Below are 24,005 nucleotides of genomic sequence, written 5' to 3'. Positions count from 1 at the left end.
TCGTGAGACGTGTATGCCCGAACCGGCTCACTGAGACGCTCGTGCAGCAAAGGGCTGCGGGGGTACAGGGGTGTGTTCGCGGAACGAGCGCTCCTTACCCGCGCTTGCCGGGATGGGATCCCACGGGGTCGCGAGGGACCAGTCGTCGTAGTGGAGCGCCAACGGGATGTCTGTGAAGCCTGCGACATATGTCATCACGTTTGCCTCCGACGTGCCCAGGTTGTATGCAGCATGAAGGAGGAGGCCACGTTGGGCCGTAGTGACAGAGACGTCCCACTGATCTCCATTCGCATCGGCGAGCAGATACGAGCCGGCGGGATACAGAACTTCGCTGCTCTCCGCGCATACCCCATCAGCCGTGAACCTCTCAGCGATTCGCCGGGCGAGATAGAAGACCGCGCCCCCCACCAGCAAAGGGCGATCTGTCGTCATCTCAAGCAGGTCCGGCGCCAACCTCCGGAGCTCGTCGTGGGTGAAGAACGGGAAAGCCAGCTCGCAATACCTCATGCACCTTCTATGCGCCCCGATGGGGGACAGCTGACGATGTGCTCGTGCTCGTTACATGCCGGTGGTCATGTTTCAGGCCTCGGGGGTAGGTTCGGAGCGGCCGATTCGTGAGCAGCGGGGCAAGTTGGCGAGGATGTCAGAACGACCCGCAGATTGCGATCAGCCCTGGTGTTGCTGTGCCTCAGGCGCGGCAACACCAGCCCCGGCCGTCCTCGGCTGTCCCAGAAAATGAGTCTCGGTTAGCGGTGGCGCTGGGACGTGTACAAGGTCTAGGTTCGCCGGACAGTCCACCGGATCACGCCGGCATCGTGGTATCCCCCCAATGCGGCCACGAGACAAGGACTGTCTGGGAGCCGCGCAGTTCGACGGGTCCTTCCGGCACGGCTCCCTCTTCACGCCCGCTGGGCTGCGAACGTATGAGTCGTGTCTGGGGCGGACGATAGTGGCTTCGTCAGCCCGGTGACGAGATCGACGTGGCCGTGATGCTCGGAGCCGGGGAAGCGCACGGGCGGACGCACTGCGGTGGACCGCGGGCCTTGCCGGTGCACCTCTGTACACGGCTCCGGAAGCTGATGCGATCCGGAGCTTCAGGTCGTCCCGATGCCGCAGCACGGCGACGGGATCCAAGAGGACGCACTTACGAGCCGACTTTCCTGACGACTTCCTCGTCGGGCGGCAAGCGCTTTGAGTCACCATCGTGACGCCACTTCGGGTTCCTCCTGGTGGTGAGCAGAGCGTCTCCGGACGCTCACTGGGCTCGCTCGCTGGAGTACGCGCAAGTTCGACTTCGTGGTCGCGGCGACTCTCATCACACCGGCCATTCACAAAACGCCACGTATGTACGATAACTACTCTCCCTTCCGTCACCGGATCGTGTACCGTCCGGCCGCGACAGGGAACCACCCGTGCTGATCTGGTGTTTTCACGTACGTCGCGAGGCACGTGCAGCCCGGGGTGGATCCGTAGGGATAGTCGTCAGGAGCGGCGCGGCTAGAAATCCGACCGTGTATCACGGTATGTTTTCGGCACGAGCGCGTCAGCGCTGTTAGGAGAGAACTATGCGAATGAGAAACAGGTTTGGAGTGGGGTCGGTAGCCGTCGCGGCGGCCGCCGCGCTGGTGCTGGGTGCTGGGATTGCGGTTCCTGCCCACGCTGAAACGAGCAGTAGCATCAGCGCTGCAACCCGCCAAACAACGCCAGAAGAACTGTTCGAGGCGATCTACTTCCACAGCGGCCCCTTGGGGGCACAGTTTGCTGAGGCCACTGGGTTGCCTTACACCCCCGAATCGGCGGACCAGGTGAAGGTGCAGCGCGAGATCGTGGCGCAGATTGTCGACAACGACCCCGAGTTGCTGGACCACATCTTCGAAGCCGCAGCTAGCCGCAACCTGCCTAAGGTGAGAAGTGCCGTGGAGGAGGGCGCGCGGGCGCTGAGCGATGTTCTTGAGCCAATGACTGAAAGCCCCGAGTTCGAGGCCGCCTGCCTCGTGGTGCCGGTCGTCGCGTTCGTTTTCATCTCGGCATGGGTCTACGTCAACGTTGACAACGTACCGAACCCAGCCCAGCCGGCCCCACAAGCATACGTCGCGCGGATCCCCGACACGAGCGCTGGACTCTCGTTGGATCGAATTGCGCTTGAAGCCGCGACCGTCGCTAGCAAGTGAATAGCCAAGCGTGACAATCAGGACCCAAGCTGGGGCGGGCGAGGCAAGCGCCTCGCCCGCCCTCAAGATGTATTGCGGACTCCTCGTCCTCGTCTTCCTTGTTGGCGGCCTCTATGTTGGGCGCTCAGCAATTCAGGATTCGGCGATGCGACTCCCATTCGACACGCTGATCCAGACTCGCGATGTTCTTCCTCAGGGGTGGGCCTTCTTCACTCGCAGCCCGCGGGAATCATACGCCACGTATTGGCAGGAGACAGATGCCGGCTGGGAGGTTGTTGGCCCAACTGCGGGCGGGGAGGCAGGACGTTTGTTCGGATGGCAGCGCTCCGCTCGCTCAGAGGCACTGTTTGGTGCATCTCTTGTCGCTGAAGCAAGTCGATCGCAGCAAGCCGAACTGCTGCCGTGCGAAGACTTGGACGATGTAAGTTGCATCAAGGCGGCATCTTCGATTCCTATCGATCGCAGCATGTACGACAACTGGGGATTGTGTGGGGAAGTAGCGTCGATATCGCGGGAGCCAGTGCCTTGGGCTTGGGTGTCATCAGGGGCAGACGTGCAGATGCCCGCGCACGTGGTGCGATTTACTGTGGAGTGCTGAAATTGCGTATTCTTGGCCGAATCGACAACTGGACAAGCCGTCGAATTGGAGCGTTCGTTAGTCAGAACCCGTTCACCAACGTCTATGGAGCAGCAAGGAGCATCGTTGCGCTTTCAGGGTTACTGGTGCTCATACTCAACCCCGCAGACATTCTCTTTGTTGCGAGTCCAGCCACCGGGACGGGTGTCACGTGTCCTTCGATCCCGTCGCTCTACTGCGTGATTCCGGATTCCGGGGTCGCAAAGATCATCGCGATAGTCGTCCTATTGGCTGTGATTTCCGGAATTCTGCCGCAGGTGACTGCGCCGTTGCACTGGTGGGTCGCATTCAGCTATCAGGCGTCGGCGACGACCTTGGAAGGCGGCGACCAAATTGCAGCTATCATTACTCTTCTTCTGATTCCAGTTGCGATTCTTGATCCTCGCTGGAACCACTGGATTCCAGTGGGGCGAACGCATCGCGGAACTCAGTATCGGCGCGCGACTGCTCTACTCTTCCTGCTTCTGATTCAGGTACAAGCTTCAGTTATTTACCTCGTGGCAGGGGTTGCCAAGTTCGCGGAACCTGAATGGCAAGATGGAACTGCAATGTACTACTGGCTCACGCATCCAGTCTTCGGTAGCCCCGAGTGGCAGAGTGGAATCTACCTTCTAGTGCTTTCTGGCCCTGTTGTCGTGACGCTGGTTACGTGGGCCGTGCCAGTGTTGGAGATAGTTGCGGCGGGCGCCATATTCATGCAACAAGAGGGGAAGTATGTGGTCCTTGCATTGATCATGGCGATGCACGTTATGATCGCGGTGTCAATGGGGCTTCCGGCATTCTCACTTGTCATGATCGCACTCGATTTGCTGTACTTGTGGCCTGTGTCCAAGCCGTTTAGATTCTCGTGGCGAAGCCGTAGTGGCGCTCAGACTCCGAGTGTGTCGTCCGGGTTCACTCGCTTGGACTCTCGCGCGTACCAGCCCTGAAGGTAAAACTGCAACGCCCCTAGTGCAATCAGGAGCCATCCTTGCCATGAAGAAACATCGATGACAACAACGATAATGCCAGTAATGAGCAGGAAGGCGGCGAACGGATACATCAGCCATCGCAGTTTTACTAGAATCGTGAGGAACATGTTTCCATTGTAGCTAATCCGCAGGCATAACGGGGGTGTTTCCTCGACGCACTGCTCAATGTGAAGTTGGTCGCAACTGGCACGTTCGGTGAGGGAAGTTCTCTGAATTAATGGGCAATTAATCGGGATGTCGCTCGATGAGGAACTTCCAAGCTCCGGTTGAAACAAGCGGAGCTGCTGCGATAGGTCCGTCGCGGATGAAAGTGGGTTTCATTCCGAAGGCCTCGGCGTGATGCAATCAATGCAATGCGTGTGTGCGAAGCAGTTGTCGATTAGCTTCACACGCGCGCACGACAACCTCGCCACTGCAGCGACGTTCGGGTGACCGTACTAGCGAGAACCTGGTGTGGTGAAACTCTGGGTCCAGCGTTGCTCAATTTCGGATGCGGCGAGTCCGAAGTGCTCGAGGTTCGCTTTGACTCGCTCTGCGTCTCGATAAGCGTTGTCGAGGCATACTGCACTGGCGAACCCTCGAACTGCGGTTCGAAGCGACTCGAGCCTGGCGAACGTCATCACTCGCGCAGTCTTTCGAGGAACCGCGTCCCACATCGGGGTCCGCGACGGATGTATAATGATCGGCAACTGCTCGAAGCCTGGGTACTTGTCTTCGAACCAGTCCGCCGAGTGCGAAACCTGTTCGAGATACTCGCGCGAGACCTCAGATGCTTGGGCTTCGCTCTTGCACTCGATCACCCAGTAGCGGCCTTTGCCAATTGCCCACAGGTTGTCGGGTCCAATGCCAGTCTCGGCGTCGGGGCGTCCCGAAGTGAAGCCCAGCATCGACCCAAGCTGCTCCAGCGCTGCTTCGAAGCGCTTGTGGCTGTTCGTCGCCGTGCTGGGGGTGAGATCCAACAGCATCGCATCTACCGCGACTTCTAGCTGGCGCGGAGAGGTGAAAGTTCGCGCGAGGTAGCCGGCGGAGGCGTCTGCCTGGTCTCCCAAGGCGGTCAGTCGTGGGGCGGTCGCTCCAGGGACTTTCAGGATGTAGGGCGAATCCAGCCGCGCGTTCTCTTGGAGAGTGCGGGCGCCGACCGGGTCCTCAAGATCGAGATAGGCGGCGGCTCGCTGCTTGGTCCACGCCCGAAAGCGGGGCTCCTTGATGTCGGCAAAGCGTGCCCGTAGGACCTCGACTGCCTTCGCTTTGCGGCCCGCGCGCACATGTGCAAAGGCATCGCGCTCGGCTGACAAGAGGGCATCGAGCTTCTCTGGCTTCTCGTAGGTGAGCCCCTCCACGGCATGGCGGCTCGCATCAGTCCAGCCCTTGTCGCGCGCGAGGAAGGCCTCTATGGCCTCGTCGAAGAACTGCATGGATGCTCCACGGCCTCCTGCCGAGAACTGGGTCGACAACTCGTACTGCGCCCTGGTGCCGGGGGAGAGCATGTCGCGATCGGCAGCGGCGTACAAGCGGCCGACCAAGCGGGCGTCTAGGAGGATGACGGCGCAATAGTCATCAGTCGCGCGTACCCCACGACCCATGCCCTGCTCGATACGCTGCACCTGTTGAACGCTCATTTCAGGCGTGTCACCGATGGCAGCTGCTTCCACTCGCTCCATTGGCGAGTACCGTTCAGGGAGCCCATCGATGACGAGTACTCGGCAGGCGTCTCCCGGGAGGTCGACGCCGTCGTAACGCGCGACTAACACGACGAGGCCGACGTGGCCCTCCTTCAACCGTCGCACCGCGTCCTTGACGGTGTCCTTGCTGTGGATTTCGTTCGTGTACTGCTTCCACCCATTTGCTTTGAACGTCGAAGGGGCGATGACGACCACATTGTGAGTCTGGGCGAGGCGCGCCGCGCTCTCACGAACGTCACTAACCGTGACCGCACGGCTTGTCTCTACGGGAGTCAGGATGATCCGGTCGCCGATGTCGCTCGCAGATCCAGGCGTGATGGGGTTCAGGACGCATTTCTCGTCCACGCCCATCTTCGTGACCAGGACACCATCATCTGCCAGCGTCGCGGTCATGTAGATCCGTCGGCGCGCACCAACATATGACGGGGAGACGCTTAGATCCGGGTAGGGGAGGCGAATCTCCACTTCCGTGCCTGTGAATGCGACGTCGCACAGTGCAAGGTGCTCGCGGATCAAAGGCCAGCGAAACTGGTGCTCACTGGACTCCTTCTCCGTCACCTTATCGAGAATCGCGTAACTGCTCTCCAGGTCTTTGGACCAGGCCCAGTATGGGACCGGAACTGCGTGAGATGCTCCGCCCGAGTTGATGTCGGTCCACCCAGAGAGAGACTGCTGCTTCAACGCATCTGCGAAACGTGCGCGCAGCTTCTGGTATGCGCTCGTGCTGCTCGGCAAGAGCAACGAAAACTGGGCCTCGATGGCAGGAATGCATGCGTGAGCGTCATCGATGATGATCGTCCCCACGTCGATGCGCCGCACACCTCCCTCAAGCCCGAACTTGCTGCGCCCGTTGTAAATGGTTTGTGCAGTGCACACAAGAACAGCCTCCCCGTGGTGGAAGGCGGGGTCCCGCGGGTCGTCAGTCCAACGAATCCCGAGCGCGTTGGCCGTCTCTGCTACCTGCTCCTGCAGTTGGGTGTTGGGTACGAGGTAAGCTGCTGGACCTTTGCCCTCGTTGAGTGAACTGCGGGCGATGACGAGGCCGATGACGGTCTTGCCGCTACCAGTGTTCAACTTCAGAACGAGATCGCGCTCATCGCGATTGTTGAACCATTGATTCCAAACCTCAGTCTGAATGTCGTGGGGGAACTTGAACTCCGATCCCAGGGGCTTGGGAAGGGCACGGAATAGCCTCTTCGGGTCGAGGGTGGTGGCGGCGGGGTCCGCCGTGGTAAAGCCATCAAAGATCCCCATGATTCCTCCGGTTGCGAGCGCCTTGTCTGTCGTTGGATCAACTCCGCCTGGCTTGATGCCACGCCATCGGGTGTTGTGCGATGTGCAGCGCTCGTGTTGTAGTGCCGCGGTGGCGGCGATCCGGATTCCTTCCCTGTCATCATCCTGTGGGTACCCGCCTAGCTCAGCCAGGAACGGACGGTACCGTTCGCGCGTCGACGCTGGCACTCGCCACCACGAACCCGCGAACAGGCCGCTAGCTCTGCATGCGCTCATGCTAGATGATTCGGCAGGCTTGCGGTAAAACCGTGGACCATGTATGGTTTTCCTCGTCGTTGGTTGAGATTGTGTTCATTTTGTCTCAGATGCATCCCTGTATGTCGGTTTTGCCTGACTCGTTGGTGGTGCGCGCAAGCGGTGAGTCTTCTACAACAGATTCGAGAGCCTTGTATTCGATGACAGTCCTGGCGACCCTGGCGCCATGTTCGCGTACCCGGCCGGGGGCATGGAGAACAACCGCGCGAGTGCTTGCGGCGTACGGCATCGCCCCGGTGCAATACTCCTGCCGCGAGCAGCCCGCGCGACTCAAGGTATAGCGTCATGGCGATAACGAGGGGCGATAGTGCTTACTCCGAGCTGGGCCCCAAGGGCAGAGCTTCGGCAGAAGGGTTCGGATCGGGACTTGAACTCGGAAGATTCAGAAGCGCAGCGTCTGTTGAAGCCTCCGGCTCGCGTGGGTTTCTCGACGTTCTAGGCCCGGCTGAGGGGCGCTACTTTGGCGGCGGCTTCCGCCGGGTCGCGCACGAGGTGCGAGATGTCCGGTCAACATTGAGCAATAGCGAAGTTCTCGTCAACGGCGTAGGGTTTGCGCGATATCCGGATGACTGGTCGTTGGACGCTTCGGGCGCTCCCCGGGCGGTACATCTCAGCAGTTTCGATGCAATCTTGCTGACCGCGGAGCTGCTACTCCGAGGGTCGTTCGACACGAGCCCGCTCCGTGAACTGCTAGATCGCTCGGTCGAGCGTGTCCAAGTCAAGGCTCCAGCGCAGGTGGCCGTCGCGACAGGTGGGATCGCGCTCAATGCCCGATGCTTTACGCCGAAGGAGGGCGGCGCCGGCCCGCGCATCGTAGCCCGAATCGGTCGGTTCGCTGTTGACCTGGTGCTTGGCAAGGACACGTCCCCCTTGGGGGCGGTTGATCGCCAAGTGCATGGCGTGGTGAACCGTGATCCGCTCCTGCCAGGCGAGGTCATCGATGAGGGAACCGGCTGGGTCAGTGCGCGCCAGGAGTTTGCGGCTGCGCCGCGCTCCCTCACATGCCTCGAGGAGCTCGCGATGTTCGGGCAGCTCAGCCAGGTGACGGCATACCTGATCAAGCAATCGGATCGCGCTGCGCTGCCGAACCTGTGGCTACGCCGATTGTCGTTGACACGTTCGCACGCCCTGCCGGCACCAGTCATCGAATCCATCACCGCTGTCGTACGCGACAGGGTGCTCGTAGTAAATGGCGAACGCGTCAACGATCTCAGGCTCGTGTCAGCCACCAGTTACGGTGCGCGGGCTGAGGCGTCATTCGGGTTCCGCGTGCCATGATGCTCAGGCCTGTGTTGCGTGCAACCATGGTTGTGGCGCCGCCGCAGGCGTTAATCGACAGAGGGAGTGGAGTGGCAAAGCAGGAACGCGCGATTGCAACGCGTGAAGCGCTCATTACCGCTGCCGGTAAGGTGTTCGCCCGCCTTCATTTTGAAAGCGCACGAGTGGCCGATGTGCTTGAGGAGTCGTCAGTAACACAAGGGGCCTTCTACTTTCACTTCCCCGAGGGGAAGAAGCAAGTCGCCGAAGTGCTGATCCGACGACAGGATGAGCAGTTCATCCAGCTTCGTGATTCTCTGGCTAGCTCTGGTCTCGATGGTCTCTCCGCAATCCTTGCCCTTTCCGACGCTCTGGGGCAGGCTCTTCGGTCTGATCCGGTGGCGCAAGCGGGAATCCGACTGGTGACGCAGGCATCAACGACGTTTCCTGGTATCGCCAAGTTGCCGGATCCTGCCTGGGTTGACGCCATCAGCGCCTTCCTTTACCAGGCTCGGGGGGAGGGCAACCTCCGCGAAGGGGTTGATGTTCCTCAGGCTTCGCGGGCGATCGTGTACATGTTCACAGGCGCGCAGATGAGCTCGTTCGTCAATGACGCCTGGTCTGATCTTCCATCGGCTCTCAGAGATATCGAGCCGTTCGTGCTGCGGTCACTTGCGGTCGACGACTTCGTCCCGCAGAACCGCTCGACTCAGGCCTAGGTTCGTGACGGGAGCACGTCGATCCTGATGGTTGGATCGAAGCCGTCGCCGAGCTCCTCGGACCCGGTGATCTGGAACGCTGTGCGTACGCCCGTGCGGCTTTCACACTGGAGCGTCAGCATTGTCGAAACGGCTGTGCGGGCCGCAACTTCGGTGCCGGAACGTGATGACAGCCAGCCTCGCGCACGGGTCCCTCCAGCGCCGGTGACTTCGGCGGCTAGGCGCACGCGCGGCGCATCGGACGCAACGTACTTCGGGCCTGACGGGAAGATCGACTGGTGCCGGTTGACCCGAGAAGACGACCACCGGGCCTTTGCCTTGAGGAATGGGAGCGCGAGCCGCAGCAGCCCGACAGGTGCGTCAACGCCGGCTGCGACTGAGATATCGCTCAACTCTGATGAGTGCTGAAGCGCGATCACATCGCCAGTGCCAACGAGGATGCCCGATCTGGGGCCGAGTCCCACGGGCAGCCGCTGAACACGGCCGCGCGGCGTTACGAAGTTCCCCCCGGCGACGGCCAGCGCTGGCGCCGCGAAGACCGCGTCCTGGCTCGCAGTGACACCGGGAGACTTCACAGTGCCGCCCGAAGGAAGCGTGACCAAGAGCGCAGAGACGGGCGAATCAACTCTCGCGATCAGCGCGCCGATCAACCTCTCCGCGTACAAGGTGCCAAAGCCCGCGCCCGGCACAAGGGCAACGCCCGCAGATTGAGCGCGGGCGCTCAGCTCCCAAACAGCGATATGTGTACTCGCCTCGTTGGAAACGTCAACGTAGTGCGCCCCCGTCCGGACGCACGCGAGCGCTAGCGGAAGTGCTGTGTCGGTGAACGGGCCCGCCGCATTTATCACCCCAGCCACACGGTCGGCTGGCGAGAGAACCGTCGCCGGCTCACCCACTCGCTGCGCCGCCCCGGACGCCGCAGCTAGGTCGGCCACGCGTGGCTCGCTTCGCCCCGCCACGATGAGCGGGACTCGCCGGCGTACGAGCAATTCCGTGACGGACCTCGCTACCGCGCCTGTGCCGTAGACGAGTATGGGTGAATCAGCGGCCATGGGTCGCGCGACTTCCTCAGTGATTTCGACTACAGGCTCACAACAGGTGAGTACCTGACGAGAGCAGCATGCGCAGCGGCGACGTTCGCGCCATGACGTTCGTTCGCGAGGTGCCGGCAGGGTGGCCTGCGCGATCGTTCCCTAGATTAAAAACCGTCACACACGAACGATATCAGGCTCGAATGCGTATGCTTCCGGTGGGGACATGCGTCGTGGGCGAAGCATCGCCCGAATGCTGCCACGACACTTCTGGCGGTGGGTCCAGGGTCCCACGACCGAGCGCGCTGAGCGCTGGTGTTGAACTGAAAGGAACCTTGATGCCGAGAACTTCCCTTGCGCTGCGCACGCTCCTCGCGCGCCCGCGAAGCAAGCACGATGAGGGCGGCACCGAAAGTGTCGAGGGTGCCCACCTGCTGGCCCATTTCGGGGACTTTCTCTCCAGGCGCTCCGCCGACGCGATCAAAGACGAGCATCGGGGTCGCTACCTTCGTGTGGTTGACGTGATACCGCGTGGTTACTCTCTTAGGGCGTGAGGAACGAACCGGTGACAACTGATCGTTAGCGCTCAGGGGCGCTGGCGGGGAGGATGTCATCATGCCTGGTCCCTATCCCCAAGAGTTCCGCGAGGATGTCGTCGCGGTCGCTCGCAGCCGTGAGAGCGGCGTCACCATCAAACAGATCGCCACCGACTTCGGCATCAGCGAAGCGACGTTGCAGAACTGGCTCCGCCAGGCCGACATCGAGGAAGGCAACCGTCCCGGTCAGACCGCGGCGGAAGCGGCGGAAGCGCGTGAGTTGAAGAAGCGGATCCGCCTGCTCGAACAGGAAAACGAGGTGCTCAGGAGGGCTGCGGCATATCTGTCTCAGGCGAACCTGAAACTCGGTGGCTCCCCAAAATGACATACCCGCTCGTATCTGAGCTCACCGACGCGGGGATCCCCGTGACGGTGTCGTGCCGGGTCCTCAAGCTCGCAAGACAGCCGTACTACCGGTAGCGCAACGCTCCGATCCGAGACGCCGACGTTCTCCGCGCGCACCGCATCAATGCCCTGCATGACGCGCACCACGACGACCCGACATTCGGATACCGATACCTCGCCGACGAGGCCCGACGGGCCGCGTGGCGGATGAGTAGACGCACCGCGTGGAAGCTGTGCTCGCAGGCGGGGATCCTCTCGTCCGCGCAGCGACGCCGGCGCGGGAAGAGGAAGAAGGCGGGCCCGCCCGTGTTCGACGATCGCGTGCAACGCATGTTCCGTGCCGATGCCCCGAACAGACTCTGGCTCACAGATATCACGGAGCATTGGACGGGCGAAGGCAAGCTTTACTGCTGCGCGATCAAGGACGTGTTCTCGAATCGCATCGTCGGCTACTCGATCTCGGATCGCATGACCGCGAAGCTCGCCGTCGACGCCGTCCGCAACGCCGTCACCCGCCGGACAGAGGTCGCCGGGTGCATCCTGCACGCCGACAGAGGCAGCCAGTTCCGAAGCCGTGCCATGGCCCGGGAACTGCGCCGCCACGACATGGTCGGCTCGATGGGCAGAGCCGGCGCAGCCGGCGACAACGCCGCGATGGAATCGTTCTGGTCACTGCTGCAGACGAACATCCTGAACCAGCAACGGTGAGCGACGCGCCAAGAGCTGCGGCTAGCCATCGTGGTCTGGATCGAGCGGAAGTATCACCGTCAGCGAGCGCAGGACACGCTCGGCGGGTTGACGCCCATCGAGTTCGAAGCCAAACTAACCGAGCCGCTCACACTCGCGGCCTAAACCGAAACTTTCACCGGTTCGTTCCTCACGCCCAAGCAGTCGAGGTCGACGTCGACACTCGGCGAACGCTGGTGGTGAGCCAGTTCTCGCATCAGTTTTCGGGTCGAATGCTGGCGAGCGGAAGGACCACTGGGTGAGTCAGATGGGCGTCGTAAATTATACGAGCGTCAATCGAGAAGACTGATCTGAGCAGATCCGTGGTCATGACCTCGGAGGGTGTGCCCTGGGCAACGACGCGGCCTTCGTGAACCACCACGAGTTCGTCCGCGTAGGCAATCGCCTGGTTGAGGTCGTGCAGCACGAGCACGATAGTTCGTCGTTCAGCCGCGTTCAGGTCTCGCAGCAGTTCGAGGACGTCGAGTTGGTGCGAGATATCGAGATATGTTGTCGGCTCGTCGAGGAGCATCACCGGAGCTCGCTGAGCGAGCAGCATGGCGATCCACACGCGCTGGCGCTGTCCTCCTGAGAGCTCCTCAACCGGACGGTCGGCGAGGGTGTCGACGCGGGTGGCCTCCATCGCCCGACGCACGGCCTCCGCATCGTCGGCGGTCGGCGGGCGAAGTGGTTGCTGGTGAGGAAAGCGTCCGCGTCCGACGAGATCGGTCACCGTGATGCCTACCGGGGCGAGTGAGGATTGCGGGAGCAGCCCGAGCCTTCTCGCGAACTCTTTCGGCGCGTAGGCGCGGACGTCCTTACCGTCCAGGACGACGCGTCCGTCGGTTGGGCGCAGCAGGCGGGCGAGGGCTCGTAGGACGGTCGACTTTCCCGAGGCGTTGGGGCCGATGATGACCGTCACCTTGCCCGGAGGAATGGAGATGTCGAGGTCACGGCTGACCTCGCGTCGGTCGTACGCCAGTCTCAGCCCGGCTCCGGAGAGCGTCCCGAGGAAGGATTCCTCACGGCCCCGGTGCGGTGTCTGCCTTGTTGTTGATGGATCGTTCATGTGTTTCGTTTCCTTCGTTCGGCGTCACGTCTGTCATCTCGTCCGTGAGCTCGAGCAGTCCTCTGATCAGCGCGCGCGCACCGAACCTGAAGGAGCTCTCCGGGTCTCGAGCTTCGCTTCGGCGGGCCGAGGCCGACAGGGCGGGAAACCTCTCGTCTGCGGACATCCGTGCGAGGTCTCGCCGTCGACCGCCGCTCGCATTCACGATGTCCGTAACCGCGAGTGTGTGTTCGGCGACCGTTCCCAGCAGCACCGAACTGCGCGCCAGCGAGAGACCGTAGGCTCCCGCGACCGACTGCTGATGCGCATCCATGGCCCGGACGACAGCGGGGGACACCTCGGCGGATGTGCGCACCAGGAAGCCTGCGATCCCGGGGTTCTCCAGGGCGAGGGCGCGTAGCGAGAGTGCGACGTGCATCAGGTGCTCCGCGAGAGACTCCCCCTGCGGAACGGGTGCCTCCCACGAGGCGAAGATCGCTTCGGCTGTGATCACCTGAATGTCGGCGATCCCCTCGGTGTGCTTGTACAGCGCCCGCACGCCCACGCCGAGCTCATTCGCGACATCGGCGAGCGTCGCCTTCGGGAGTGTGAGTCTCCGTCCGGCGTCGGCGATGGCCTCGCGTGTGATCTTCCGGGGGCGGCCGCGACGAGGTTGAGCGGGTTTCGGCTCCATGGTCTTCATCATTCCAGCCGGGATGCCGGACACGATGATCGCTCGCGGCCGGCATCCCGTTCGGATCATCCCTGCAGCGCCGGGACGATCTGATCGACGATGACGCTCTGGATCACATAGGGGATCGAAAGCGGCGAGGGGTTACGAAGAGCCGTGCTGTCGGAGAGGTCCATCGCGATGTATCCGCCGTTCTTCACCGCGGAGAGCTCCTGGAAGAGCGTCGAGGCCTCCCAAAACGTGCGGGTGTCGGATCCGAAGTATCCGATCATCACGATGTCGGCGTCCAGTGCCGCGATGTTCTCCTCCGAGACGCCCGCGGAACCGGAGCCATCGCCGAGACCAGGAAGCGCCGCCGCTGCCCTGCTGAAGGTCATTCCGAAGGCGTTCATGACCTCGACGCTCGCGTCGGCCGGATCATTCATCACCTTGATCTGATCGGGTGTGCCGAGGGAGAGCGTGTAGTCGTGCCCGTCGGTCACGGAGTTCTCGGCAGCTGCCGTGGTGAGTTGCTTCTCGACGAGATCGATGCGCGCCTCCGCCTCATCTGAGAGGCCCAGCGCGGTAGCGATCGCGCGCGTCTGATCGCGCCAGGGCAGCTGTAGGTAGTTCGCTTCGGACGGGCCGAGCACCGGCGCGATGGCGGACAGCTGATCGTAGTACTGACCGAGCTGCGAATACGTCGTCGCGATGATGACGTCGGGGTTCAGCGCCGCGATCGATTCGACATCGAGCTCTGCGCCGTTCGCGCCGGTTGTGGTGGTATCGATGATCTCCGGCACTTCATCGAGTTCCGGCGCAAGCCACGGCGCGACTCCGTCCGGGGTGGCGAAGAACTTGGCGATAGCGATGGGGGTGATGCCGAGGTCGACGGAGACGTCTGTCTCGAGCAGGCCGAGCGTGACGACTCGCTCGGGCGGGGAATCGAGCTCGAGGGTGCCGTAGGCGTGCTCGATCACGATGGCGTCCTCGCTCGCTGTGGTCGGCACCGGCTCGGGGATGTTCGCAACGCATCCAGAGAGGGTCACGGCGGCACTGATGGTGAGCGCGATCGCGCGCATCGCGCGGTGCTGATGGCCTTGCATGTGTCTTCCTTCGCACTTAGAGGTAAGGTAAGGGCAACCTTATTGCACAAATAGATGGAACAGGAATGATCGAACCCACCGAAGGTGTCTACGGCGGTCGACACCGCCGCGTTCTCGAACATCCCGATCACCGTGCGGGCATCAACCACGGCACGATGACGATCGCGGCGATCACCGACATCACCCCTTCACTGACACGCGTCGAGGCCGCTCTGGACCACGAAGGAGATGCGTCGAGATGGCTGGTCACGAATCCGGCCATACGGCTGGAGCTTCCCGATCCGGAGGGCTCGTCCACGGTGTCCCGCGTCTACACGGTTCGCTCCTACCGAGAGGAGGGGGAGCGGCGCGTCATCGAGGTCGATATCGTCAGGCACGAGGGAAGCAGTCCCGTGATGCTGTGGTTGTCGGGCGCGCGCATCGGCACTTCTGTGAGAATCCTCGGGCCCCGTCCTCACTTCTGCCCGCCTTTCATTGAGGAGCGTCCCGCGCTGCTGTTCGCGGACGAGACGGCCATCCCCGCGCTCGTCACGATTCTCCGCGACTGGCCGGAGGATCGCATCGGTCTCATCTGGGCCGAAGCGCCTGACCGTAGGGTGCTCAACGAACTCCCCTTCCCGAACGGGGTCGAGATCCACTGGCTTCCACGCGCGGAGAGCGAGCCGCCGGGGAGCACCGGTCGCCTGGTCGATGCGGCACTCGAGGCGAGCGCCGCACACCCCGAGCCGATCACCGTGTGGGCATGCGGTGAGCATCAGGAAATGCGGCGGATCCGCAATCACTTCCGACGCGATCGCGGGATGGCACGCGACGAGGTCCAGGTCTTCGGCTACTGGCGGCGCGGGCGCACGAGCTCCCAGATCGACGAAGCCCGTCTGCAGCGGTACGAGGAGGCCCTCGCGCTGAACCCACGGATGACCGTGCTCGATGACTTCGACGTTGACGACTGAGCCGTTGAGGCCGGCTCGTCACTCTCCTCGCACGCCCCTCACTGTCGCGGCATCCTTCGCCCTGCTCGTCGCGGCGACCCTGGTAGGCCTGTTCGTCGGTGGCCAGTCGACGATACCTGCCGAGGTGCTCGGCGCGCTGACGGGCGATGCCGAACTGCGCATCTGGGCGATCGTGGTCGAGATCCGTCTGCCCCGCACGCTCGCCGCGGTGATCGCAGGGCTCGGGCTCGGGCTCGCGGCATCCCTGCTGCAGACGGTGACCCGTAACCCTGTCGCGGACGCCGGGCTGCTCGGAACGAATGCGGGTGCCACGGTCATGATCGCGATCGGCATGGCGACAGGACTTGCCACCGACTTCGCTGCCCAGGGCGCGTGGGCCTTGACCGGAGCGCTCATCGCGACAGCTCTTGTCAGCGCCATCGGCCTGGGCGGAAAGATATACTCGCCGACCAGGCTAATCCTCTTCGGCGTCGCGCTCGGCGCCGTGCTGACGGGGATCACGACCGGCATCATGCTGGCCGCGCCTGACGCGTTCGACGGCATGCGCAATTGGCTGTCCGGCTCGATGGTGGGGGTGCCGTTGGAGTCCACGCTGCTCGGAGCGCTCATGATCGCTGCTGCCCTCGCACTCGCACTGTGCATCGCGCGGCCTCTGGAAGTCACGCTGATGGGCGACGACCTCGCACGAGCACTCGGCACGCGTCTCTTCATGACCCGCTCCCTCACCACCATCGCGGTGGCCATCGCCGCGGGGACCGCGACAGCGCTCGCCGGCCCGGTCGGATTCGTGGGACTCATCGCAGCGCACTCCGCAGCCCTCGCCGCGAACCGACTGGGCTTGAGCGCCGCGGGCCGGCACCTCACTGCCGCTGCATTCTGCGGCGCGATCCTCCTCCTCGCAGACCTCGTCGGCCGTGTCGCGCTGTGGCCCGGAGAACTACCGGCGGGGATCGTTGCCGCGATCCTTGGAGCGCCCTTCCTTCTGTGGATCATCCGCCGAACCCGGAGCCTGACATGACGCCCGCCCGCATCTCCGTACACTCGGCCGTGGCCGTCATCGGTCTGGTAACGCTTCTCCTGGGAGCCCTCCTCGGCAGCTACGCGGTCTCACTCGAACACATCTGGGGCGTTCTCACCGGGCAGATCCAGGGCTTTGAGCGCACCGTAGTCCTCGAATGGCGCATCCCACGCGCCGCAGCCGCCCTGCTCGTCGGCGCATGCCTTGGTCTCAGCGGTGCGATCCTGCAGACGGTTACCAGAAACGCGCTCGCCTCGCCCGACCTGATCGGAATCTCGGGTGGCGCATACACCGCGGTGCTCATCCTCGTCGTCCTCGTCAGCGCGGATTGGGCGTACGTTGCGCCCGCCGCGCTGATCGGCGCCCTCCTGGCCGCCGCGGCGCTGTTCGCCGTGTCCGGATCACGATCGCAGCAACGAGGAAGTCGATTCCTGCTCGCGGGTGTTGCCTTGGCCGCCCTGCTGGGCGGAATCAACAGCTGGATCGTCGTGTCGGCCTCGCTGGAATCGGCGATGGCCGCAGCGACGTGGGGGGCGGGATCCCTCGCCGCCTCAACCTGGAGCACCGTGTGGCTCTCGGGAACGACCCTCGCGCTCGGCGCCGCGCTGTGCGCTCTTACCGTGCGCCGACTTCGTGTGCACGCACTCGGTGACGACCTCGCCGCGAGCCTCGGGGCAGCGCCACGCTCACTGCGCATCCAGCTGATCGCGATCGCCGTCGCGCTCGCGGCGATCGCCACCGCCATATGCGGACCGATCGGACTCCTGCCCCTCGTGGCACCCCCAATCGCGCGAGCGCTGTCGCGCACCTCAGAGACGCCGCTCGCCCTCTCCGCCATGCTCGCCGCCGTGCTCCTGGCGATCGCAGACCTCATCGCCCAGCACATTCTTCCAGGAGGGCCTCCGGCAGGGTTGGTGACGACGGTGCTCGGAGGCGTCTACCTCATGCTGATGCTGCTTCGGCGGTGAGTCGATGTGAAGTCGGCGGTGAGTCGATGTGAAGGCTGAACGCATCGTCCTCGGCTAACTCCCTGACACCCGCTCAGCGCTGGTGTCCCAGGTGAGGTTGTCGAGTGGATGATGATGCAGCTATCGACTCAGCAGAGGCTTTTGGCACTAGACCTAGGCGCGCGGGGTTCTCTCGACGGCAGGCCAGACGACGAGTAGGAACGCCCCGATCGAGCCGAGGAGAAGCACGAGAAGGAACCATGCCCATGCCGAGCGATTGCGGGGTCGTGCAAAACCTCCAGCGAGAATCGCGAGGGTTATCCACATTGTGGACTCGAGTCCTGCGACGTACTCAATTCGCATGTGCGTGAGGTCATGCCCCGCACGCCTCACCGCATATTCCCTGGGTGCTCGCGAGCCTTTGCTACGGCGAACACCCTGATGAGTCCCCGGGCCAGAGTCGTCAGCTTCGGTCGCCGTGGTGCACTGTAGGTCATCCTTTCCGGCGCCACCCGCATCCCTGCCGCAGCATAGATCTCGGCCTGTCGAGAGCATCGTGCATCTGGTTGCCGAGTGACTGCCTGTGGCGAGCCCCCGGCAGGACCGCGCCTCCGAGTAACTGCGCCTTCTCGTGCAGGTCACGTCTACGCGAGGGTGGAGGCCTGGTATACGACCGCAGCTCGACGGGCTTCTCGTGATGAATTCGGGGTGATGAGTGAGGTGAGGTGTGGGAGGCAGGAGTCGGCGAAGGCGATGGCGATGATGCTCAGCAGCGTTTCCGCAGCGGACCCGCCGGTACTCCTCGGAGCGGCCTGCTCGATGGCTGCAACCATCCGGCTGCAACCGACGGCACGCGATTCCGCTGAGACGGGTCCGTCGAGCTCGAGACTCTCCCAGAGTAGGAGGCGTGTGAGTTCGGGGTGCTCGCTCGCGCGATCGTGCAGATCGCCTGCAAGAGCGCCGAGTGCGGCACCGCCACGGCCCGAGAGGTCGATCCCGTCGAGTAGTCGGTTGACTTCAGCGTCGAGTACCGCAGCAAAGAGGCCGGCTTTGTCGCCGAAGTACTGATAGATCCGTTCTTTGTTGACGCCGGCATCGCGCGCGATCGCATCGACGCGAGCCCCAGCGAACCCTGACCGCGCGAAATGTTCGGTCGCGGAGGTAAGAAGCTTCCGGCGAGTCTCCGCTGTATCCCAAGCCATCATCTGATCCTAGTCCAACTGAACGGTTGGAATGTGTTAGCGTAAATCCAACTGAACGTTTGGAGATGCTCATGCGACCGCTGCCCCGACCTGTGCAGGCCCTGGTGACGTGGGCGGTGATCCTCCCTCTTGTCCTCGGGGTGTCGGCTCTCATCGCCCCGGTGACCGTCGGCTGGCCGGATGCAGTGAGGACCGCCTTGGTGATCACGATTGTCGTGCCGCTTGCGGTCTTCTGGGCAGTGCCCCTGCTCGCTCGGGCGGTGCAGCGACTGAGGGGCACTCCAGCCGCCGTGATCGACGCGTCGTGCCCTGCCTCCGGCCCCGCGGGCATAGCCGCGACTTCCCCTTCGATGTGCTCCGCCGATCCGGACGATGGTTCCGCGCCTGGACATGGAGCTCGACAGTGAAAGCGCTCGTGTTGGGTGGTCGCGGAGCCGTGGGAATGGCTGCGGTCGCCGCGCTGCGAGAGCGTGGGCACGAGGCCCGTTCAGCTGGCCGCCGCCCTCACCCGAGAGGAATCGTCATCGACGCGACCACCCGGGCTGGACTCCAGGTCCTGGCCGAGGAAGCTCGGCACATGGACATCGTGCTCGACCTCAGCGGGCTAGAGGTGGAGGATATCCAGCAAGCGGTCGGATTGACGCCACTGGTCGACGTCTCTGCAAGCAGCGCCCATTTGGGGCGACTGTCGGCCAGTGTTCCCCACGGAGGTTCCGTGCTCCTCGGCGCCGGGATCGCGCCTGGAGCGAGCACCGTCCTTGTCCGCGCCCTCGATCCCCAGCCCGGTGACGAGATCGACGTGGCCGTGATGCTCGGAGCCGGGGAGTCGCACGGGGCGGCGGCACTGCGGTGGACCGCGGGCCTTGTCGGTGCACCTCTATACGCGGCTCCGGAAGCTCATGCGATCCTGAACTTCCGGTCGTCCCGACGCCTCAGCACGGCGACGGGATCCACGAGGACGCACTTACGAGCCGACTTTCCTGACGACTTCCTCGTCGGGCGGCCTTCCGGGGTCGAGGTGCGCAGCTGGCTCGCCCTGGACAGCCGGACCGCGACGCTTGCGCTCCGGCTGCTCGGTACCGCCCCTTCACTGGCTCCGTTGCTGAACCGCGCTCCGCACATTGGCGGGGAGCGGTGGAGCGTCACTGCGGTGCATCGACGGACAGGCCGAAAACTCGGAGTCTCTGGCATCGGACAGTCCGTTGCCACCGGCCGTCTGGCCGCCCTTGCCGCCGAACGCATTGTTCTGACAAACGTGCGCGGGGCACTGACCATGGATGCGGTGCTTCACCCACGAGATCTCGAACTCGCCGGGGGGATCCGGCTGCACGCAGGAACTCACAGCGGCCGATAGAGATGGCTATCCGGCGCGCGCGGACGGCTCCTGCTTCCCAAATCGCTGACACCAATGCTCCAGGGCGCGAGGGTAGGTTCAGAACGGCCGATTCGTGAGCAGCGGGATAAGTTGGCGATCTCGTCAGAGCGACCCGAAGATCGCGATCCGCCCTGGTGTTGCTGTGCGCGAGGCATGGCAACACCAGCCTGGGCTGTGAGGGACTCCGCTCGGTTAGGTCTCAAGCTGGCAGGTCAGGGGGCTAGTGGCCCGCCACTGTTCCAGTAGGCGAGGAACGCCACCTGCCGGCGGTCGATGCCGAGTTCGGCGGTGAGGTAGCGGCGGATGCTCGTCGTGGCGTTCTTCTCGCCCGCGATCCAGGCGTAGGAAGCGGGGGTCCGCACCCATTCCGCGCCCTCGTCCTGTCCCCACGCGCGGATCGCTGCCTCAAGTCCGTCGTGCTCGGAGGTGACCCGGTCGACCACTTCGATGCGTAGGGCCGGTGACGGGGAGGGCAGCAGATTGTCTGCGGGGTTGCGAACGTCGACGAAAACCTGTGCGCGAGTGCCGTCTGGAATCTCAGTGAGGATGTTCCTCATGGCGGGTATGGCGGACTCGTCGCCGACGAGAACAATCGTCTCGGGGCGCATGGGCGGTGTGTAGTGGATGCCGTAGCCGGTGTATCCCGCGCGGATGTCGGGACCGGTGATAACAAGGGCGTCGCCGGCGCGGCAGGTGAGTGCCCAGCGTGAGGCGGGACCGGCCGGCTCGTGGATGAAGACGTCGACGTCGAGTTCGCGGTCTTCGGGGCGGATCGCGGCGGGTGTGTAGGTGCGCAGCACATTCCGGCGGTCTTCGGGGAGTGCCTTCCAGCGGGTGTACCAGTGGGTCGGGTGTGGTGTCGGTTGGTCAAGGAGTCCGAAGTCGGCCGTGGTGCCGTCCGGCATGGGGAGCACGAGCTTGATCCGCTGATCAAGCCCCCAGGGTGCGAAGTGGCGGAGGTCGTGGCCGGTGAGCGTGATGCGGACGAAGCCGGGGGATAGTCGCGCGGTGCGCAGCACGGTCACGGCGAACGCGCTGTACTCCCAGGGGTGCGTAGTCATCGTCACTGGTCGTTCTTGTGGGTGAGGGTGGCGCCTCCGCGCGGCACGACGAGCGGCCCGCCCGAGATGGGATCTGGGATGACGACGTTGGGCAACCCGTACACCTGCTCTACCATTTCGCTGGTCACGACTGCTTCAGGCGTCCCCGTGGCGAGGATTTCACCGTCACGCATGGCGATGATGTGGTCGGCGTAGCGCGCCGCCTGGTTGAGGTCGTGAAGGACGGCGATGATCGTGCGACCTTCCCGGTTGAGATGTGCGAGCAGCTCCATGAGTTCGACCTGGTGTGCAATGTCGAGATACGTCGTTGGCTCATCCAGCAGGAGCAGATCCGTCTGCTGGGCCAGCACCATGGCGACCCAGACACGCTGGCGTTGTCCTCCGGAGAGCTCATCGACGCGGCGTGCGGACAGGGAGATCGTTGCCGTGGCCTCGAGTGCCTCCGTCACCGCTGCCTCGTCCGTGGCGGACCATTGCCGCAGCAGGCCCTGGTGTGGATAACGGCCCCGAGCGACGAGGTCGGCGACGGTGATGGCGTCGGGCGCGATCGCCGTCTGGGGAAGGAACCCGAGTCTGCGGGCGACGTCCTTGGCACTGTAGGAGTGGATCGCTTTCCCGTCGAGGACGATCTGGCCCGCGCGCGGTGCGAGCAGCCGGGAGAGCCCGCGAAGCAGGGTTGACTTCCCGCAGGCATTGGGGCCGATGATGACGGTGAACGAGCCGTCGGGAATCTCCACGTCTAGCTCGGAGATGATCGGGTTGCCCTCGTAGCCCAGTGACACCCCGGAAGCGGACAGGCGCGGGGCGGTCGAGGTTCGAGACAGTGTCGTGTCGGCGGATTCAAGCACGGCGGCGGATCTCCTGGATGAGGGTGGCGACGAGGTAGATGCCTCCGATGGAGACGGTGACGACTCCTACGGGCACAGTGACCGGGAGGACGTGTTGGGCGACCAGATCGGAGACGAGCAGTAGCGTCGCTCCGACCAGACCGGAGAGTGTGAGGGACAGATAGGGTGTACCTGCGAGACGCCGGGCGATCTGTGGGGCGGCGAGGGCGATGAACGCGACCGGTCCGACGACGGCAGTGGCGATTGATACCAGCACCACAGCGATCAGCAGCGCGAGCGTGCGCACTATGGATGGCCTTGCACCGGTGACCTGGGCAACGTCGTCACCGAGATCGAGCTGGCGCAACCTTGGAGTCAGCGCGATCAGCAGCATCGTCAGTGGCGCGGCGATCGCAACAGCCCCGACGAGCGGCGCCGCGGTGACCCCGTTGAGCGACCCGGCTCCCCAGGCGGACGCGAACATCGCCGTTTCCAGCTCGATGGTGAGAAGCATCCACGTGTTCACCGCGGACAGGATCGCTGCGACGCCGATCCCGATGACGATGAGCCGGAAGCCCTGTACCCCACCCCGAGCAGCGAACGCCCAGATCAGTGCCGCGGTGAGAAGACCCCCGGCGACTGCACCTGCCGTCATCATCGGCCAGCTCGCGGAGAGCAGGACGCTGGTGAGCAGCATCCCCGTGAAAGCCCCGTTCGACAGGCCAAGGATGTCGGGGCTTGCCAGAGGATTGCGAGTCACGGTCTGGAAGAGCGCGCCAGCAATTCCCAAGACGGCGCCGAGCACTATGGCTGCGAGTGCCCGCGCCATCCGCCAGTCGAACACGATGGTGCGATCAAGCGGCTCGCCACCGCCGAGGAGGACGTCGATCACCTGCGTGGGTGTGAGGGGATAGCTGCCGAGTCCGAGCGCCCAGGTACCGAGCACGAGGATCGTGATGACCAGCGCCACCGCAAGGATCGCGCTGCGAAGTCTCACCGGCAGTGAGGATCGTCCGAAGCGGATCACCGTGCGGCGGTAGCCCATGTCCAGCGGGGCGCCGATGCGTGAGGAGGTCATGACAGCGTGCTTGCTTTCCGCCGACGTGCTAGCGCGATGAGGACAGGCGCGCCGACGAGCGCGCTCATGATGCCGACGGGGACTTCCGCCGGGGCGATGACGATGCGCCCGAGAATGTCCGACAACAACAGGATCACCGGTGCTAGGACGACGGACGCGGCAAGGATCCGCCGTTGATCAGGGCCGAACACCCATCGGGCAACGTGCGGGACCATGAGACCCACGAACGCGATCGGACCGGCGATCGCGGTCGCGGTTCCGGCGAGCACGGTGACGGTGGCGATGACACCGATCCTGATCCCGGCGACGTTTGCGCCCTGCGCCTGTGCCACGTCGTCGCCGAGCGCAAGGGAGTTGAGCCCGGGAGCCAGCGCGAGCGCGGTCAGCAGCGCGATCAAGAGGAGCGGGAGCGCGGGCAGGAGCACGTCGAAGCCACGTCCCAGCAGTGACCCGGCGTTCCACGAGCGCATCTGATCGAAGGCGTCGGGGTTGCTGAGAGTCATGCCAGTCGTCATGCCGGAAAAGACGGCACCGAGTGCCACGCCGGCGAGAGTGAGGCGAATCGGGTCCGCGGCGCCCCGGCCGGCGGAGCCGATGACGTACACGGCCGCGGTGACGATGAGGGCACCGAGGAATGCCAGCCATACGAACTGCGAGATGTCCCGGAGCCCGAAGAACGCCACGCCGACCGCAACGGCGAAGGCTGCGCCGGCGTTCACCCCCAGGATTCCCGGGTCGGCGAGCGGGTTCCTGGTGAACGCCTGGATCAGCGCCCCCGAGACACCGAGCGCTGCCCCCACCAGGAGGCCAGTGACGGTGCGGGGTATGCGCAGTTCCACGACCACGTAGCGGGCCTCGGATGTTCCGCCTCCGCTGAGCACATCCGCGACGGTGGACACAGACAGCGGGTTCGAGCCCACCGCAAGCGACAGGACCACCGCCACAAAGAGGAGCAGGAAAAGTGCCGCGAGGCCGAGCCGTGCTCGGCCTCGCGGTGTTTCAGAGTTCGCCACGACGGCACGGCTGTGCCGTTCGCCCAG

Annotated in this window: 21 protein-coding genes and 1 pseudogene; 11 read left to right on the top strand and 11 right to left on the bottom strand. The window is 64.0% G+C overall.

Annotation, left to right across the window (positions count from 1 at the left end):
* Positions 1 to 27: 27 nt before the first annotated feature.
* Entirely contained in the window at positions 28 to 507 is a 480-nt protein-coding gene (locus tag LQ566_RS08925; protein WP_231091263.1) for a hypothetical protein, read from the bottom strand.
* A gap of 1,058 nt (positions 508 to 1,565) precedes the next feature.
* Here LQ566_RS08925 and LQ566_RS08920 point away from each other — a divergent pair.
* From LQ566_RS08920 to LQ566_RS08915, 3 genes are all read left to right on the top strand, one after another.
* Positions 1,566 to 2,171 carry a sporulation delaying protein family toxin gene (locus tag LQ566_RS08920; RefSeq protein ID WP_231091262.1) on the top strand — a complete coding sequence of 202 codons (606 nt, stop codon included), beginning with the start codon at positions 1,566 to 1,568 and terminating at the stop codon, positions 2,169 to 2,171.
* A 67-nt stretch (positions 2,172 to 2,238) separates the two neighbouring features.
* Positions 2,239 to 2,769: an SdpA family antimicrobial peptide system protein gene (locus LQ566_RS17775; RefSeq protein ID WP_372459795.1), complete on the top strand. Its 531-nt coding sequence runs from the start codon at positions 2,239 to 2,241 to the stop codon at positions 2,767 to 2,769.
* The gene (locus LQ566_RS08915; RefSeq protein WP_231091261.1) at positions 2,763 to 3,737 is read left to right on the top strand and encodes a sporulation-delaying protein SdpB family protein; all 975 of its coding nucleotides are present in this window, start codon (positions 2,763 to 2,765) and stop codon (positions 3,735 to 3,737) included. Before LQ566_RS17775 ends, LQ566_RS08915 begins: the two co-directional genes overlap by 7 nt.
* A gap of 479 nt (positions 3,738 to 4,216) precedes the next feature.
* On the opposite strand, the gene LQ566_RS08910 is transcribed toward LQ566_RS08915, so the two are convergent.
* Complete coding sequence (locus tag LQ566_RS08910) at positions 4,217 to 6,715, bottom strand: helicase C-terminal domain-containing protein (protein ID WP_231091260.1); 2,499 nt, start codon at positions 6,713 to 6,715, stop codon at positions 4,217 to 4,219.
* 579 nt (positions 6,716 to 7,294) lie between these two features.
* Here LQ566_RS08910 and LQ566_RS08905 point away from each other — a divergent pair.
* Entirely contained in the window at positions 7,295 to 8,287 is a 993-nt protein-coding gene (locus LQ566_RS08905) for an AvrD family protein (protein WP_231091259.1), read from the top strand.
* A gap of 71 nt (positions 8,288 to 8,358) precedes the next feature.
* Positions 8,359 to 8,985, top strand: coding sequence for a TetR/AcrR family transcriptional regulator (locus tag LQ566_RS08900; RefSeq protein ID WP_231091258.1), 627 nt, complete (start codon positions 8,359 to 8,361; stop codon positions 8,983 to 8,985).
* Here the strand turns inward: LQ566_RS08900 and LQ566_RS08895 are convergent.
* A complete protein-coding gene (locus tag LQ566_RS08895; protein ID WP_231091257.1) occupies positions 8,982 to 10,037 on the bottom strand; it encodes a saccharopine dehydrogenase NADP-binding domain-containing protein in 1,056 nt (351 codons plus the stop codon). The two genes, LQ566_RS08900 and LQ566_RS08895, sit on opposite strands and share 4 nt — an antisense overlap.
* 594 nt (positions 10,038 to 10,631) lie before the next feature.
* Here LQ566_RS08895 and LQ566_RS08890 point away from each other — a divergent pair.
* A pseudogene (locus LQ566_RS08890) lies at positions 10,632 to 11,809 on the top strand (IS3 family transposase).
* 91 nt (positions 11,810 to 11,900) lie between these two features.
* Here LQ566_RS08890 and LQ566_RS08885 read toward each other — a convergent pair.
* From LQ566_RS08885 to LQ566_RS08875, 3 genes are all read right to left on the bottom strand, one after another.
* Complete coding sequence (locus LQ566_RS08885) at positions 11,901 to 12,752, bottom strand: ABC transporter ATP-binding protein (protein WP_231091256.1); 852 nt, start codon at positions 12,750 to 12,752, stop codon at positions 11,901 to 11,903.
* On the bottom strand, positions 12,706 to 13,425 hold the full coding sequence (locus LQ566_RS08880) for a TetR/AcrR family transcriptional regulator (protein WP_231091255.1): 720 nt from the start codon (positions 13,423 to 13,425) through the stop codon (positions 12,706 to 12,708). The genes LQ566_RS08885 and LQ566_RS08880 overlap by 47 nt, the downstream gene beginning before the upstream one ends.
* Before the next feature lie 65 nt (positions 13,426 to 13,490).
* The gene (locus LQ566_RS08875) at positions 13,491 to 14,507 is read right to left on the bottom strand and encodes an ABC transporter substrate-binding protein (protein ID WP_231091254.1); all 1,017 of its coding nucleotides are present in this window, start codon (positions 14,505 to 14,507) and stop codon (positions 13,491 to 13,493) included.
* A gap of 65 nt (positions 14,508 to 14,572) precedes the next feature.
* Between LQ566_RS08875 and LQ566_RS08870 the strand changes: the two genes are divergently transcribed.
* From LQ566_RS08870 to LQ566_RS08860, 3 genes are read left to right on the top strand one after another with little or no spacing between them, the layout of a single operon-like run.
* The gene (locus LQ566_RS08870; RefSeq protein WP_231091253.1) at positions 14,573 to 15,457 is read left to right on the top strand and encodes a siderophore-interacting protein; all 885 of its coding nucleotides are present in this window, start codon (positions 14,573 to 14,575) and stop codon (positions 15,455 to 15,457) included.
* Complete coding sequence (locus LQ566_RS08865) at positions 15,435 to 16,475, top strand: FecCD family ABC transporter permease (RefSeq protein ID WP_231091252.1); 1,041 nt, start codon at positions 15,435 to 15,437, stop codon at positions 16,473 to 16,475. Before LQ566_RS08870 ends, LQ566_RS08865 begins: the two co-directional genes overlap by 23 nt.
* Positions 16,472 to 17,443, top strand: a complete 972-nt coding sequence (locus LQ566_RS08860; protein ID WP_231091251.1) for a FecCD family ABC transporter permease — start codon at positions 16,472 to 16,474, stop codon at positions 17,441 to 17,443. The genes LQ566_RS08865 and LQ566_RS08860 overlap by 4 nt, the downstream gene beginning before the upstream one ends.
* 623 nt (positions 17,444 to 18,066) lie before the next feature.
* On the opposite strand, the gene LQ566_RS08855 is transcribed toward LQ566_RS08860, so the two are convergent.
* The gene (locus LQ566_RS08855; RefSeq protein ID WP_231091250.1) at positions 18,067 to 18,624 is read right to left on the bottom strand and encodes a TetR/AcrR family transcriptional regulator; all 558 of its coding nucleotides are present in this window, start codon (positions 18,622 to 18,624) and stop codon (positions 18,067 to 18,069) included.
* 65 nt (positions 18,625 to 18,689) lie between these two features.
* Between LQ566_RS08855 and LQ566_RS17785 the strand changes: the two genes are divergently transcribed.
* Positions 18,690 to 19,031, top strand: a complete 342-nt coding sequence (locus LQ566_RS17785) for a putative antibiotic biosynthesis monooxygenase (RefSeq protein ID WP_504754695.1) — start codon at positions 18,690 to 18,692, stop codon at positions 19,029 to 19,031.
* Between the two features lie 170 nt (positions 19,032 to 19,201).
* Positions 19,202 to 19,978 (top strand): hypothetical protein, encoded by a 777-nt coding sequence (locus tag LQ566_RS08850; RefSeq protein ID WP_231091249.1) that lies wholly within the window; start codon positions 19,202 to 19,204, stop codon positions 19,976 to 19,978.
* A 233-nt stretch (positions 19,979 to 20,211) separates the two neighbouring features.
* Here LQ566_RS08850 and LQ566_RS08845 read toward each other — a convergent pair whose 3' ends face one another.
* The 4 genes from LQ566_RS08845 to LQ566_RS08830 are packed head-to-tail and all read right to left on the bottom strand — an operon-like array spanning position 20,212 to position 23,978.
* Complete coding sequence (locus LQ566_RS08845) at positions 20,212 to 21,060, bottom strand: siderophore-interacting protein (RefSeq protein ID WP_231091248.1); 849 nt, start codon at positions 21,058 to 21,060, stop codon at positions 20,212 to 20,214.
* A gap of 2 nt (positions 21,061 to 21,062) precedes the next feature.
* Positions 21,063 to 21,908 (bottom strand): ABC transporter ATP-binding protein, encoded by an 846-nt coding sequence (locus LQ566_RS08840; RefSeq protein ID WP_231091247.1) that lies wholly within the window; start codon positions 21,906 to 21,908, stop codon positions 21,063 to 21,065.
* Entirely contained in the window at positions 21,901 to 22,965 is a 1,065-nt protein-coding gene (locus LQ566_RS08835) for a FecCD family ABC transporter permease (protein WP_231091246.1), read from the bottom strand. The genes LQ566_RS08840 and LQ566_RS08835 overlap by 8 nt, the downstream gene beginning before the upstream one ends.
* Positions 22,962 to 23,978, bottom strand: a complete 1,017-nt coding sequence (locus LQ566_RS08830) for a FecCD family ABC transporter permease (protein WP_231091245.1) — start codon at positions 23,976 to 23,978, stop codon at positions 22,962 to 22,964. The genes LQ566_RS08835 and LQ566_RS08830 overlap by 4 nt, the downstream gene beginning before the upstream one ends.
* Positions 23,979 to 24,005 lie beyond the last annotated feature (27 nt).

The organism is Microbacterium nymphoidis (assembly GCF_021044885.1).
Classification (GTDB): Bacteria; Actinomycetota; Actinomycetes; order Actinomycetales; family Microbacteriaceae; genus Microbacterium; species Microbacterium nymphoidis.
This window is presented reverse-complemented; position numbering and strand designations above follow the sequence as displayed.